Genomic DNA, 14,942 nt, shown 5'->3' on the forward strand with positions numbered 1-14,942 from the left:
TTGCAGACTTTTTCCGGCAACGACGCGCTTGCCGTCGTTTCCTTATAATCAAAGGTCCTTCCCTCGCAGCGGGTTTGTGCGCTTCACCATAGGAGAGCAACACGATGGATTATGTGAAACTCGGCCGCACCGGCCTCGATGTATCGCGTCTCTGTCTCGGCTGTATGAGTTATGGCGTGCCCTCGCGCGGCACGCATACCTGGACGCTCGACGACGAAGCCGCGCGGCCATTCATCAAGCAGGCGCTCGATCACGGCATCAACTTCTTCGATACCGCCAACGTCTATTCGGACGGCACCAGCGAGGAAATCGTCGGCCGTGCGCTGAAAGACTTTGCGAAGCGCGATGAGATCGTGCTCGCCACCAAGGTCAATAGCCGCATGCATCCGGGCCCGAACGGCGCAGGGCTGTCGCGCAAGGCAATCATGGCGGAGATCGATCACAGCCTGCGCCGGCTCGGTACCGACTATGTCGACCTGTATCAGATCCATCGCTGGGACTACGGCACGCCGATCGAAGAAACGATGGAAGCGCTGCACGACGTCGTGAAGGCCGGCAAGGCGCGCTATATCGGCGCGTCGTCGATGTACGCATGGCAGTTTGCCAAGGCGCTGCAGGTGGCCGAGCGCAATGGCTGGACCCGCTTCGTGACGATGCAGAACTACGTGAATCTGCTGTATCGCGAGGAAGAGCGCGAAATGCTGCCGCTGTGCGAGAGCGAAGGCATCGGCGTGATTCCGTGGAGCCCGCTTGCACGCGGACGCTTGACGCGCGACTGGGACACCGAGAGCGCGCGCTCTGAAACCGATGAGTTCGGCCGCACGCTGTACGCGCAGACGCAGGAAGCGGATCGGCGTATCGTCGAGCGGGTCAGCGAGATCGCGAAAGAGCGCGGCGTGCCGCGCGCGCAGGTTGCGCTAGCGTGGGTGCTGCAGAAGAAACCGATTACCGCGCCGATCGTCGGTGCGACCAAGCTGCACCATCTCGACGATGCGGTCGCGGCGCTGTCGTTGAAGCTCAGCGGCGAAGAGATTCAGCGGCTCGAGGAACTGTATGTGCCGCATGCGGTGGCGGGGTTCAAATAAGCGCTTTGACGCGTACAGGAATCCTGTTAACACAGGCGGAATGGCCCGCGCTTGCAGCGCAGGCCGTTTCGCCTCCTCTTCATTAACTACGCGGCACGTCCGGTTCGAAGAACACCCAGCGCACCTGAGGAAACGCGGCCTGCAAGTCGGCCTCGATAACATTGATCGCATCGACCATCGCGCGGCCGCTCGCATAGTCGATCATTTCCGCCTGCACCGCCACCACCACGTGACGCCCCCACTGCAGCGTGATCATGTTGATGATGCTGCGAATCTCCGGACGCGCGCGCAGATGCGCGTCGATGGCGCTGCGCACTTCCGGGCTCGCCGATTCACCGACGATCATCGACTTCACTTCACGCGCGACGAGCCACGCGATCGTCATCAGCAAAAGACCGACTCCGACCGAGCCGAGCGCGTCATACACGGGGTTGCCGGTCATCATCGTCAATAGCACCGCGACGAAGGCGATCGCGAGACCGAAGAGCGCGGCGATATCTTCACCGGCCACGACCAGCAGATCCGATTCGCGCGTTTCGCGAAACCACTGCCACAGATTTTTGTCCGGATACGTCTTGCGAATCTCCTTGATCGCGCCCCACAGCGATAGTGCTTCGAGCACCACCGACACACCGAGCACCGCCAACGCGACGAACGCATACTGCAACGGCTCGCGCGCAATCAGCCGATGCACGCCCTCGTACACCGAAAACGCGCCGCCGACGAAAAACAGCAGCAACGCAACCAGCAGCGAATAGAAGTTGATTTCGCGGCCGCTGCCCATCGGATGCAAAGGGCTCACCGGCTTGCGCGCCTCGCGCAGCCCGAACAGCAGCAGCAGTTGATTGCCGCAGTCGGCGGTGGAGTGAATCGCTTCGGCGAACATCGAGCCGGAGCCGGTGAACGACGCCGCGGCGAATTTGCAGACGGCGATGCCGAGGTTGGCGGCGAGTGCGTAGAAAATAGCTTTCGGCGATTCTTCTTTCATCTGCGGGCGGGCGTCCGTGAGTGGGCTGGGTATGGTTGGGTATTGTCGGGTATGGCACGACCGAAGTGGTCGGCAAGCACCCGGTATTATGGATGACAACGACACACCCGGCCGCAGGAATCGGACCTGATGTGTCGCCGTGCCGCCAGCACCCCAAGCGCCCTTTCCACCATTCGCGCGGCTCACGCCCGCTCGAGCGCGGCCATCTCCCGCACGACCACCAGCAGCACCGAAAGACTCGCGCCACCCGTCGCACGCAAATCGGTCAGCAGACGCGTATAACGCTCGAGCTGCGCCGCGCGTTTCTCGCGCCACGTTTGCACCAGCGCATCGGGCGTCGACGCATCGGTCGCGCCAGCCAATGCGCTCGTGGTCAGCGCCCGCTTGAGCCGGGCGAGTTCGGCAAGCGCCGATGCGCGCGCGAGCATGTCCCAATGCGTCGGCGCCGGCAATGAAGCGGCGCGCTCGCTGATCCAGCTGTAGTTGAGCAGCGTGCCGAGCGCGAAGTAGACGCCCGCAACCTGTTCTAGATTGCGCTCGCACGTCGACGCGACTTCGGCGATATCGAGTAGCGCTGCCGACACCTCGCCGCTCGCGATCCGCACCGCGAGATCGCTATCGACACCCGCATCGACGAACGCCCGCTGCCGCTCCGACAACGCTTCGAGATCGGCGGCCGGCAACAGCGCTGGCCATTGCGGGGCAAGACGCTGCGCGGCATCGCGACAGCGCGCGAGCAGGCCGGTCACGTCGCCGTTGGCCGCGCCCGTTTGCAGATGCCGCAGGAACCACAGCGCGGAACGTTCGACGAGCCGTGCGACCTCCGCGAACATGCGTGCCTGCACGTCGTCGGCGACGCGGTTGTCGAGCGCGTCGATGCTGCGCCAGATCTGATCGAGATCGAACACGTCGCGCGCCATGATGCAGGCACGCACGATGTCGCCGGGCTCTGCATCGGTCTCCTCCATCAGCCGATGCACGAACTCGCAGCCGACGCGATTCACGAGCGCATTGGTCAGATGCGTCGCGAGGATTTCACGGCGCAGCGGATGGCGCTGCATCGGTTCGCGGAAACGCTGCCGCAGCGGCTTCGGAAAGTACTCGATCAACATGTCGCTGACGAGCGGGTCCTCCGGCATCGACGATTCGAGCAGCGCGTCGTAGAGCCACATCTTGCTGTACGCGAGCAGCACCGCGCGCTCGGGTGTCGTCAGCCCCTGTTTCGCGGCTGCGCGCTCGGCGACATCTTCGTCGGTGGGCAGAAATTCGATCACCCGATTGAGCCGCCCAGCCTTCTCCAGATAGCGCATCAAACGGGTTTCTGCATCGAGCAGCTCGACGCCGAAGCGGCCCGCGATCGACAAAGCCTGCGTCTGGTAATAGTTGTCCGTCAGCACGAGCAGACCGACTTCATCGGTCATTTCCGCAAGCAGTGCATTGCGCTGTTTCTCCGTCATCTCGCCATCGGCGACGACGAGGCCCAGCAGAATCTTGATGTTGACCTCGTGATCCGAGCAATCGACACCGGCCGAATTATCGATCGCATCGGTATTGATGCGGCCGCCATGCTGCGCAAACTCGATGCGGCCGAGTTGCGTCAAGCCGAGATTGCCGCCCTCGGCCACGACCTTGCAGCGCAGGTCGGCACCGTTCACGCGGATCGCGTCGTTCGCACGATCGCCCGCTTGCTGGTTGGTTTCGCGGCTCGCCTTCACGTAGGTGCCGATGCCGCCGTTATAAAGCAGATCGACCGGCGCCTGCAGAATCACGCGCATCAACTCGGCCGGCGACAGCGCCGCCGCGCTGGTGCCGAGCGCCGCCTGCACCGCCGGCGACAGCGGAATCGTCTTCGCGCTGCGCGGGAACACGCCGCCGCCCGCCGAGATCAGCGACGGATCGTAATCCGCCCAACTTGAGCGGTCGAGCATGAAGAGCCGCGCGCGCTCGGCCATGCTCGCGGCGGGATCGGGATTCGGATCGAGAAAGATATGACGGTGATCGAACGCGGCGAGCAGCTTGATATGCGGCGACAGCAGCATGCCGTTGCCGAACACGTCGCCCGACATGTCGCCGACACCGACCACCGTGAAGTCCTGGCTCTGCGTGTCGACGCCCATTTCGCGGAAGTGCCGCTTGACCGACTCCCACGCGCCGCGCGCGGTGATGCCCATTTTCTTGTGGTCGTAGCCGACCGAGCCGCCCGACGCGAACGCGTCGTCGAGCCAGAATCCGTATTCATGCGAGATTGCATTCGCGTAGTCGGAGAACGTGGCCGTGCCCTTGTCGGCGGCGACGACCAGATACGGGTCGTCAGGATCATGGCGCACCACGTCAGGCGGTGGCGCGACTTCGGTGCCCGCCAGATTGTCGGTTACGTCGAGCAGGCCGCGCAGGAAGGTCTGATAGCACGCGACGCCTTCGCGCATCCACGCATCGCGCTCGCTCTGCGGCGGCGGATTCTTGACGACAAAGCCGCCCTTCGAGCCGACCGGCACGATCACGACGTTCTTCACCATCTGCGCCTTCATCAGGCCGAGCACTTCCGTGCGGAAATCCTCGCGCCGATCCGACCAGCGCAAGCCGCCGCGCGCGACGCGCCCGCCGCGCAGATGCACGCCCTCGACGCGCGGCGAATAGACCCAGATCTCGAACATCGGCTTCGGCTCGGGCAGGCCGGGCACCTGCGCGGGATCGAACTTGAACGACAGGTACGGCTTCGGTTGCCCCTGAGCGTCGTGGCGGTAGTAGTTGGTGCGCTTGGTCGCCTTGATCACGCCGAGGAACTGCCGCAGGATGCGGTCTTCGTCGAGATTCGGCACCTGGTCGAGCGCGCTGTCGATCGACTCCAGACACGCGTTGACGCGGGCTTCGCGTACCGCGCCGAGCGCCGGATCGAAGCGCGCGACGAACAGATCGACGAGCATGCGCGCAATCGCCGGATTGCCGGTCACCGCGCGTTCGATATACGCGTCGCTGAACGTCGAACCGACCTGGCGCAAGTACTTCGCGTACGCGCGCAGAATCGTCACCTCGCGCGCATTGAGCTGCGCACGCAACACGAGGCGGTTGAAGTCGTCGCTTTCGATCGTGCCGGTCCACACCTGCTCGAACGCCTGCTCGAACAGATCCTTGACCCGCTCGATGTCGAACTCGGCATCGTCCGCGAGTTCGAGGCCGAAGTCGTGAATCCACGCGGGCATCGCGCCCGGCGCCTCGATCAGATAAGGCCGCTCTTCGTCGACGCGCACGCCCAGATGTTCAAGCATCGGCAAGCTGCGCGACAGCGCGATCGGCATGCCTGCGCGATACACCTTGAAGCGGAACGCGCGCGGTCCGGATTCGATCGGCCTGTACAGATTCATTGCGAGCCGCTCGCTGCCTTGCACGCGCTCGATCAGTTCGATATCGCGCACCGCCGTGCGCGCCGGATAGTCGTCGCGGTAGCCGGCCGGAAACGAATCAGTGTAGTGCTGCAACAAGCGGTTGCCTTGTTCTTCGCCGAACGCGTCGAGCAATGCGTCGGCCAGATCGTCCTGCCAGCGTCGCGCGACTTGCACGAGGCGCGCTTCGAGCTCGCGCGTATCGACGCTCGGCATGCCGCCCTCTTTGGCATGGACGACGAAATGAATTCGCGCGAGCGTCGACTCCGACAGCAACGGCGTGAATTCGACGTTCTCGCCATTGAATGCATCGGCGAGCAGGTTGGCGATGCGTTGCCGCAGATCGGTGTTGTACTTGTCGCGCGACACGAACACGAGGCACGACACGAAGCGATCGAAGCGATCGCGCCGCACGAACAGCCGCGTGCGTTGATGTTCCTGCAAACGCAGCACGCCGAGGGTGGTGTCGTAAAGCTGGTCTTCGTCGGCCTGGAACAGTTCGTCGCGCGGATAGGTTTCGAGCACCGTGACCAGCGATTTCGCCAGATGACCTTTCGGCAGGAATGCAGCGCGTCGGACGATATTCGCGCACTTGCGCCGCACGATCGGAATCTCCGCGGCCGACACGAAATAAGCGGTCGACGTATACAGGCCGATGAAGCGACGTTCGCCCGTCACCTTGCCATCGGCGCCGCTCAGCTTGATGCCGACATAGTCGAGATAGCCGGGCCGGTGCACCGTGGCGCGCGAATTGGCCTTGGTCAGGAAGATCGGCGACGAGCCGGAGATGATCTCCGCGGCCGCCGGCGGCAACGGCGTAACTTCCGGCGCGCCGCCCGCACCCTGCGCATCGCGCAGAATGCCGAGACCGGAGCCCGCCACCGCCCGCAAACCATAGCCGCCATCGAGCTGCACCAGTTCGTAATCGCGCTGGCCGAGGAACGTGAAATGATCGGCGACCATCCATTCGACGAACGCGCGCGCTTCGACACCCTCGGGACCGGTCTCGCGCGCCTTCATATCCTGAATCGTCTGCTTCGCGCGTTCGATGATCTTCGGCCAGTCCTCGACCGCCGCGCGCACGTCGCCGAGCACCCGGGCGATATCGTCGCGCAACGCGTCGAGTTTTGCGGCATCGCCACAACGATCGACTTCGAAATGGATGCACGAGGTCAGATGCGAGCGCGTATCGCCGGCTTCTTCGGCGCCCTGGCTCACGCGTGCGATGCTGCCGTCCGCCGCGCGCCAGATCCGAAACACCGGATGCACGACCGAATGCAGCGCGAGCCGATGGCGGTTGACCGTCATCGAGACCGAATCGACGAGGAACGGCATGTCGTCGTTGACGATCTCGATCACCGTGTGATCGGAATGCCAGCCATGCTGTTCGAGGATCGGGTTATATACGCGCAGCCGCTGCTCGCCCGGCACGAAGCGCTGCGCGGTCTGCCAGTGGGCGAGCGCCGCGCCGTACAGATCGGCGATCGAGCGGCTTTGCAGATCGCCTGCGTCGACAAAATCGTAGTAATGCCGCAGGAAGGGTTCGACGATATCGAAGGTCGGTTCCGGCAACCGCCCCCGCGCAAATTCGACGACATCGTTCAGCAGGTGCGTGACGGCTTCTTCGTTCTTTGCTTGCATGATCGACTCCCCTGGCTGGCGGCAATGGTGAGTATCGCGTGATTCGCAGGCAACGTCTGACTTGGAATTATGCGCCTGCCGTGCGCGATGCGTCCGTTTCGCGAAGTCAGGTAATACCCGCTGCCGGCTCGTCGAAGAATCGTCACAGTTGGCGTGGAAGGGGTCGCGTCGCTGCGGCGCGGCAATGTCGTGAGCGGCTCAACTCGCGGGCTTGGCCGATGCGGGTCCCGGCGTGGCCGCATCGCTGTCCTCGGCGCGCTGAGTGAGCCACGCGCGAATCTGCGCGGCGGTCCACGCGGGATCGTCATGCGGCAGATCATGGCCGGCCCACGGATGCTCGCGATGCGGCGCGCCCCACGCCGCCGCGAGCTTCGCCGAACAGACCGGGTTGACGAGCCCATCGGCCGCCGACGACAAAACGAGCAATGCACAGGCGGGCGCGGCGGGCGCCGCGCGAAAGCGGGCGGCCGCCCACAATTGCCGCAGCGCATTCGCGCGGCTCACCGGTGCGCTGCGGCGGATCGTGGTCCAAGCGGCGAGGTCCGCGGCCAAGGTGTCGAGGTTGTTGCAGGTGAGGCGATGGATGCCGCTCTCGGCATCGGCCGCATCGCCCCAATGCGCGGCGACGCCGAGCAGACCCGGCCACGCCGACGGCCGCAGCCGCTCGTGCATGCGACTGAACGGCCGCATGCTCGTATTGATCAGCACGAGCCGTTCGATTTCGCCGGGATGACGCTGCGCCCAGTCGGTCGCGACCATGCCGCCGAGCGACATCGCGATTATGTTGTAGGGGCCCGGCACGCCCGATTCGAGCGCAGCCTGCCGCACGAAGGCGACGATGCCCGCGACGCTCGCGGGCGCGCGCCGCCGCACGTATTCACCGTTGCCGGGAAGATCGAGCGGCAGCAAACGTACGCCGGTCGTGGTCGTTGCGTTGGAGATGGCGGTTGTCGTCTGACCGCACGAGCTGCGGTCCGGGATCTGACCTAGGGATTCACGCAACGCCGCCGGCAAGCGCCCCCAATGCCGCGTTTCGCGCGTCAGTCCGCGCAGCAGGACCCATGTGCTCATTCGCGATCCGGCCTGTACCAGTGGTCGAGCGCGCGTTGCAGCAACTGCTCGCGATGGTTGCCTTGCGGCAGCCAGCGCTGCGACGAAAATGCCGCGCGCGCGAGAAAGTCGAACAGGTTCGCATGGCGCCGCAGCACGCGCGCGGTGCGATGCTCCATGACCGGATTGAACATGCCTTGCCGGGAAAACAACTGGCGCGGGTTCTTCTTGATCCACAGCCACGAGCCGAGTTCGAGCGTCATCGGCAGGAAGATGTTCGGCACTGGCGTGCGGTCGTACGCGTAGTCCCACAGATCGCCGTGCAGCAGATACTGGTGGCTTTGCGGCTCGAACGTGTAGCCGTGATGCGGATGCGCGTGTTCGAACATGCTCTTCAGCATGTACATTTCGGGCAGATGCGGCATCTGCTGGCGGGTTCGCGCGTATGGAAACCAGATGCTGTCGCTCCAGCCGTAGCCGGAATGGCAATCGAGCGCGATGCTCAGCGGCCGCGCGGCGAGTTGCGTTTCGACCACGTGCAGCAGCGCGGCCGCCTCGACCTCCATCGGTTCGCCCGCGCGGCCCCGATACCACGGTAGCCACGCGCCGACGCGCTGGCCGCCCGCAAGCAGCGGCACACGCGCGTCGGCGTCTTGCGGTGCGTTGCGCATCAGATCGACACCGCGCGGATTGGCGCGCGTCGCTGCCCACATGCCACCGGGATTCGCAATCGGTAAAAAGATCAGCCGGATGGATTGCAATTCACGCACCAGAAGTTCGTCCCATTCGAGCCGAGCGAGCAGCGAGCGCATATAGTCGAGCACGAGTTGCGAGCCGATTCGCTCGAGCCCGTGAATGCCGCCGAAAAAGCCAATGGCCGGCGCGAGCGGATCGGACGAACCGATGCTGGCGGTGTAGATGGAAAAGCGCCGGCCACGTACCTCGGTCTCGCAGACCGCGCGGATTTCGAAGCTCGCCCTGCCCTGATCGAGGATTGACTTGAGATCTTCATATTCGGCAAAACTGTCCGGAAGAAAGCTCAAAGGAGTCGGCATGACAGCGTGACCGGGGTGTCGGGATTTTTAAGGACGGCCGGAAAACACGCACTATAGCCTGGCTGTGTGTCAGTGGGCGGGAGCGTCGAGCCGATCGGCAGTTGCGTAGGATCGAGCTGTAGCGCCGCGTCGATGCGTGGGCCGTGCCGCGGTTAGAGACACTGTCACTTGCAGATGATGTGAGCATCCTACGATGGTGAACCGCTTTGGTTTTCTGGACATGGTACCGGCTCTGTAAGTAAGCCGGCGTCAGGAGAGATGGTCGGTCGCTTAGTTCTTGTCTTGGACCGAAAATTGAAACGGTATCTCTGGCTGCGCAAATCTGAGCCGAAGTTGGTTTAGAGCCGGTACCGGGACAAAGCGCTGATTCTCAAACGTGTAGTACGACACTAACAATCCAACGCGGGATTGTTGTGCATCATCGAACAGGTAACTGTTCTTCGGAAAGGCAAGCTTGCCGTCCTTCGTCGCCACTACAGCCAGACATGACGAAAGCAGACTTGGCAGATGCAAGAATGTCGGCTTACGAGCTAGAGGATTCACCAAAAGGAATATCTGCTGGTGCCGGTCGGCTTCGCCTGAACCACTGCCGTACCCTTCCATACACAGAAGCGGAGGACGATTGCTCGTCCCTCCCGCCAAGAACACCTGAGCGTTGCCCGGATAAATGTCTATTGCATACTCATCCGGAAACGTCGTTGCGCGCGCAAAGCGATAGCTTTTGCCATTGACCGTTATGCGATTCTCTGCAACCTCGATTCGCAAAGCCCTTCCGTCCAGAGTGGATCTCAGTTCCGTGTAACTACCCTGCCCCCCGAGATCTGAATAAAGGTGGAGAGGCCCGGCAGGTTGCTTGATCGGGGCACCAAACACCACGCCCGGCTGGGCGGAATAGAACGCATCGTAACTGTCGTAAGATCGGACCGCGTGAGAATTACTCGACATGGCGGCCAGAGCCGCCATCAGCATCACGGTGGATTTCATCGGTATGCCTTTGCTCCGTTAGCTTTCAGGTAATCTGGGTTGTGCCGCCAAAATACGGTGCCACCGTGAGCGGCCGTCGAAACCCATACCGAATCGTAGCGGCCGCGTTCGCCGCCGTCGACGATTTGCCCAGTCTTCTTATTACGGACTCTCCAATACTTGATGACTTCCCGCCGCTTCTCTGGCACACCGAAAATATTGTCAGATGGGGAGCCCCATTTGAACCCGTCTAGCACCTTGGGACGGCTCGCGTATCTGGTCTTGAAGTCGAGCCCGTCCCACCAGAATGCACCGTTCGACGGGTCCGGTCCGTCGTTGGCCAATGCCTTTTGAGCCCAATCGACAGCCAGCTTCATCCCAGGATTCGGTTCAATCTCACTGTCAGGGGCGCGCATCAATTTGTTGAATCTAGCGTTGGAGCCGTCCCATGCGTACGAATAGTTCGGGTCTGCGGCGCGCAACTCGGACACCGTCTTTCCGCCCCATGCGCGACACCGATTTGCCACGGCAAACGCAATTCCCCCGATTTCATGCGGGTCGTTGGCCGTGGATGCCTCCCCGTAAGCGATCGCGGCAAGCAATCGTACCTCCTCGCTGATTGCGCCGCTCATCGCACATCCCCCTCACGCCACGCCACGAAGGTCAGATTCGGATGCCGCATCAATGAGAACGCGCGCGTTCTCCCGCCTGCCAGCGACGCGTGGTCGACAAGACATTGACCATCGCTCGATAGCCTATAGGTCATCCCTTCGACGGGAGCCTTGGTCTTCGCGTCAACAAGCTCGAAATATTGCTCGAGTTCCTCAAACTTCGGCGCTGCCTTGCGTCCGCGACAGTTGCACGCCCATGCGTAACCCAGAGCTTCGGCCATGGCATAACCGGATTTCATCTTACGAACCCTGTCAAACGGAAAGAACTCGCCGGTTTCAGCGTTCAGGGCCTGTGCGTGCGGCATCGGCGGGAAGTTTGAGTAGATCGAATAGGTGATACGGCAAAGGTCACATTCTTCATCCACTGTCCAATCCGTCCCACTGCTTTGCTGTTTCAGTTGCTCCATTACACTCCTCAAGAGTTTTCAGTCGAAACCTCGCGAATTAATCATCGAAAAGGACCGCGGTCAACCGCTTTAATTCGGGATAATCCCGATTTGACAACTATTTACGACTGTGTCGAATATCTCGATTTCTATTGCATATTCCGGCTGGCGCAGGACGAAAAAATGGCGGCATTGCGCCGCCTTTATCGTCAGGGATCGAAACTGGTTAGTGTTGCGTCCATGAAGCATCAATCGCCGCCAGTTTCGCATTCGCACCTTCCGTGGCGTCAGCGAGAATCGCTGCCGTGTCGTCCGGTTAGAGTCGCCGGCTGGGAAGCTCCTCGATGGCGTCGAGCCAAGGGGCCGTGAAAAGCTCCGGATCAAAGGCGCCGCCATGACGGCGCGACCCGTGTACCGGGAGCATCAAGCACGACGGCAAACGACGCAATGTTGCCTCGCCAAGAGTCAACATGAACGAGTTCGCCCGTCTGCACGCAAATCATGTCATCCGTATGTCACTCTCCGTTCAAATCAGTGACTTCAAGCTGACTTTGTTCTGCCATCCCGACGTCACATGACGCCGCGGGAAAATTCGACACAGAAACATGTAGTCGTCTAGACGTTGCGATGCCTTCACTCAACCGTCACAGTCGCTTTCTAGAATGAGCCCCACACATGCCGGCAGTATCCGGTTGCATCGAGGGAATACAGATGGAAGCGATTCGTGAAGCTATTCGAATCGAACGTTTGAGCAAGACGTTCGACAACGGCCGCAAAGCGCTCGACGAAATCGATCTGCGCGTCGCGCCCGGTGAAATGGTCGCGCTGATCGGCGCGTCGGGCTCGGGGAAATCGACGTTGTTGCGGCATATCGCGGGCTTTACCGCGTCGGACGCGCAGCCGTCGCAGATCGAGATTCTCGGCCGGCCGATCCAGCAGAACGGCCGCATCGTGCGTGAAGTGCGCAGCATTCGTCGCGACATCGGCTTCGTTTTCCAGCAGTTCAATCTGGTGAACCGGCTGTCGGTCGAAACCAACGTGCTGATCGGCGCGCTCGCGCGCCTGCCGTGGTGGCGGCGTCTCTGCGGCCGCTTCCCGCGCGCGGAACGCGCACTGTCGCTGGCTGCGCTGCACGAAGTCGGGATCGGCGAACATGCGCGCGAGCGGGCCGCGAACCTGTCGGGCGGTCAGCAGCAGCGTGCCGCGCTTGCGCGGGCGCTCGTGCAGCGCGCGCAAATCGTGCTCGCCGACGAGCCGATCGCCTCGCTCGATCCGGAGTCGTCGCGCCGCGTGATGGACATGCTGCGAGCGCTGAACGTCGAGCATCGGATCACGGTGCTGGTGTCGCTGCATCAGGTCGACATCGCGATGCGGTACTGCCCGCGCACGGTCGCACTGCGTCGCGGCAAGGTGGTCTACGACGGCCCTTCCAATGCGCTGACGCCGGCGCTGCTAAAGAAACTCTACGGCGACGATGCGCGCGAACTGCTCGACGACGCGACGCACGACGCTGACGACACTCACGACGCACCCGCGCAGGCCGAAACCGGCCCCGGCCCTGCCGCCGCGCGCTACGCGTTCGCGCTGAACACCGCGCCGTCGAACTGAACCGCGCACGCTGTCGCGCCCGCCTGTTTCTCTCCCATCCACTCAACCGGACCTCAACCGATGAAACTCCTGCGCTCCCTGATCACGCTCGCGGCCGGCGCTGCCGCTTTCACCTGTGTCGCCGCGGCCCACGCCGAGGACATCAATCTCGGCATCATCTCGACCGATTCGTCGGCGGTGCTCAAGCAACGCTGGGAACCGCTGATCGAAGACATGAAGAAACAGACCGGCCTGGACGTGAAGGCATTCTTCGCGACCGATTACGCAGGCATCATCGAAGGCATGCGCTTCAACAAGGTGCAGGTCGGCTATTTCGGCAACGCGTCGGCGATCGAAGCCGTCGATCGTTCGAATGGCGAAGTATTTGCGAAAGTCGAGCACGCGGACGGCCAAAGTGGCTACTACTCGCTGCTGATCACCAATGTGAACAGCCGTTTCAAGACACTCGACGACGTGTTCAAGGACACGAAGAGCGTGACGCTCGGCTTCGGCGATCCGAAGTCGACGTCGGGCACGCTGGTGCCGGGCTACTACCTGTTCGCGAAGCACAACGCGCCGGTCAATACGTCGTTCAAGAGCGTGCTGCCGTCGAGCCATGAGGCGAATCTGCTGGCCGTCGTCAACAACAAGATCGACATCGCGACCAACAACAGCGAGATGATGGACACGCTGAAGCAACAGCACCCGGACAAGTACGCGCAGGTGCGCGTGCTGTGGACCTCGCCGCTGATTCCGTCGGACCCGCTCGTGTGGCGCAAGGATCTGCCTCAAGCAACGAAGGACAAGCTGCGCACATTCTTCCTGAACTACGCGAAGACCGATCCGCACGAAAAAGCGGTGATGGCCGCCATCACCGGATACAGCGGCTTCTCGGCATCCTCGGATCAGCAACTGCTGCCGATCCGCCAGATCGTGCTGTTCCAGCAGAAGCAGAAGATCGAGAACGATACGCATCTGTCCGATAGCGACCGCAAGACGCAATTGGCCGCGCTCGACGCGAAGCTGAGCGCGCTCAGCAGCGAACAGTCGAAGCAATGAATACGGCCGATCTGATCACGTCGCCGGCGCACGCGAGCGAAGCGGCCGCCGCGCAGGCGGCGCGAGCAAAAGATCGTGCCGGCAAGCGCAGTTGGTGGTCGTTGCTCGGCTGGATCGCGGTGCTTGCGGTGCTCGGCGGCGCGTGGCACGGCGCCGACATGCGTCCGCTGGATCTGCTCAGCGACTCCGCCAACATGGGTCAGTTCGCGGCGGACTTCTTCCCGCCCGACTTCACCGAGTGGCGCACCTACGTGCACGAGATGTACGTGACGCTGGCGGTCGCGATCTGGGGCACCGTGCTATCGCTCGTCTGCGCGGTGCCTTTTGGCCTGATGTCCGCGCACAATCTCGCGCCAAAGTGGGTCGTGCAACCGGTGCGCCGCCTGATGGATGCGTGCCGCGCGATCAATGAGATGGTTTTCGCGATGCTGTTCATCGTCGCGGTCGGCCTCGGGCCGTTCGCCGGCGTGCTCGCGCTGTGGGTACATACGACCGGCGTGCTCGCCAAGCTGTTCGCCGAAGCGGTCGAGGCAATCGATCCGCGCCCGGCCGAAGGCGTGCGCGCAACCGGCGCGACGCGTCTCGACGAAATCGTCTATGCGGTGCTGCCGCAAGTGCTGCCGCTGTGGATCTCGTACGCGCTGTATCGCTTCGAGTCGAACGTGCGCTCGGCGATGGTGGTCGGCATGGTCGGCGCGGGCGGCATCGGCGTCGTGTTGTACGAGGGGATCCGCTCGTTCAACTATGCGCAGACGGCCGCCGTGATGATCATGGTGATCCTCGTCGTGACGGTGATCGATCTCGGCTCGGCGTGGTTGCGTGAGCGGGTGATCTGAGGACGGCGCGCGTCGCGCGCGGGACACGGACCAGTCAATTCGAAGCGAACAGGAACGGGCGAGGCGCACTGCGGCTTCGCCCGTTTCTTTTTTGCCGCGTCACCCGAGCTTTCCGCTGCACACCGCAAAACGCCGCTTCCATCTACACAAAGGCCCTTCGCATTAGTCATCAACTCCGCCATTCCAGCGTTCTGCTGGAATAATCACGGGCTCGCGACCGCCCTGCGGTCTTTCCTTGCCT

The 14,942-nt window shown here is 62.7% G+C and carries 11 protein-coding genes; 4 read left to right on the top strand and 7 right to left on the bottom strand.

Annotation, left to right across the window (positions count from 1 at the left end; translation table 11 throughout):
- Positions 1-104 precede the first annotated feature (104 nt).
- The gene (locus GCT19_RS07800; RefSeq protein ID WP_152851549.1) at positions 105-1,085 is read left to right on the top strand and encodes an aldo/keto reductase; all 981 of its coding nucleotides are present in this window, start codon (positions 105-107) and stop codon (positions 1,083-1,085) included.
- A gap of 82 nt (positions 1,086-1,167) precedes the next feature.
- Here GCT19_RS07800 and GCT19_RS07805 read toward each other — a convergent pair whose 3' ends face one another.
- The 7 genes from GCT19_RS07805 to GCT19_RS43275 form a co-directional block, all read right to left on the bottom strand.
- Positions 1,168-2,073 (bottom strand): cation diffusion facilitator family transporter, encoded by a 906-nt coding sequence (locus GCT19_RS07805; RefSeq protein WP_018434200.1) that lies wholly within the window; start codon positions 2,071-2,073, stop codon positions 1,168-1,170.
- Positions 2,074-2,255: 182 nt separating this feature from the next.
- The gene (locus GCT19_RS07810; RefSeq protein WP_152851550.1) at positions 2,256-7,094 is read right to left on the bottom strand and encodes an NAD-glutamate dehydrogenase; all 4,839 of its coding nucleotides are present in this window, start codon (positions 7,092-7,094) and stop codon (positions 2,256-2,258) included.
- 198 nt (positions 7,095-7,292) lie between these two features.
- The gene (locus tag GCT19_RS07815) at positions 7,293-8,165 is read right to left on the bottom strand and encodes an alpha/beta fold hydrolase (protein ID WP_152851551.1); all 873 of its coding nucleotides are present in this window, start codon (positions 8,163-8,165) and stop codon (positions 7,293-7,295) included.
- A complete protein-coding gene (locus tag GCT19_RS07820) occupies positions 8,162-9,199 on the bottom strand; it encodes a M14 family zinc carboxypeptidase (protein ID WP_035490748.1) in 1,038 nt (345 codons plus the stop codon). The genes GCT19_RS07815 and GCT19_RS07820 overlap by 4 nt, the downstream gene beginning before the upstream one ends.
- 270 nt (positions 9,200-9,469) lie before the next feature.
- Entirely contained in the window at positions 9,470-10,183 is a 714-nt protein-coding gene (locus GCT19_RS07825; protein ID WP_018434196.1) for a hypothetical protein, read from the bottom strand.
- Positions 10,180-10,794 (bottom strand): hypothetical protein, encoded by a 615-nt coding sequence (locus GCT19_RS07830; protein WP_018434195.1) that lies wholly within the window; start codon positions 10,792-10,794, stop codon positions 10,180-10,182. The genes GCT19_RS07825 and GCT19_RS07830 overlap by 4 nt, the downstream gene beginning before the upstream one ends.
- Complete coding sequence (locus tag GCT19_RS43275; RefSeq protein WP_018434194.1) at positions 10,791-11,240, bottom strand: hypothetical protein; 450 nt, start codon at positions 11,238-11,240, stop codon at positions 10,791-10,793. Before GCT19_RS43275 ends, GCT19_RS07830 begins: the two co-directional genes overlap by 4 nt.
- Positions 11,241-11,930: 690 nt before the next feature.
- Here GCT19_RS43275 and phnC point away from each other — a divergent pair.
- From phnC to phnE, 3 genes are read left to right on the top strand one after another with little or no spacing between them, the layout of a single operon-like run.
- Entirely contained in the window at positions 11,931-12,827 is an 897-nt protein-coding gene (gene phnC / locus GCT19_RS07840; protein WP_018434193.1) for a phosphonate ABC transporter ATP-binding protein, read from the top strand.
- Positions 12,828-12,887: 60 nt separating this feature from the next.
- The gene (gene phnD, locus GCT19_RS07845) at positions 12,888-13,865 is read left to right on the top strand and encodes a phosphonate ABC transporter substrate-binding protein (RefSeq protein WP_018434192.1); all 978 of its coding nucleotides are present in this window, start codon (positions 12,888-12,890) and stop codon (positions 13,863-13,865) included.
- Positions 13,862-14,701 carry a phosphonate ABC transporter, permease protein PhnE gene (gene phnE / locus GCT19_RS07850; protein ID WP_018434191.1) on the top strand — a complete coding sequence of 280 codons (840 nt, stop codon included), beginning with the start codon at positions 13,862-13,864 and terminating at the stop codon, positions 14,699-14,701. Before phnD ends, phnE begins: the two co-directional genes overlap by 4 nt.
- Positions 14,702-14,942 lie beyond the last annotated feature (241 nt).

It is taken from the genome of Paraburkholderia atlantica (genome assembly GCF_009362785.1).
GTDB lineage: Bacteria > Pseudomonadota > Gammaproteobacteria > Burkholderiales > Burkholderiaceae > Paraburkholderia > Paraburkholderia atlantica.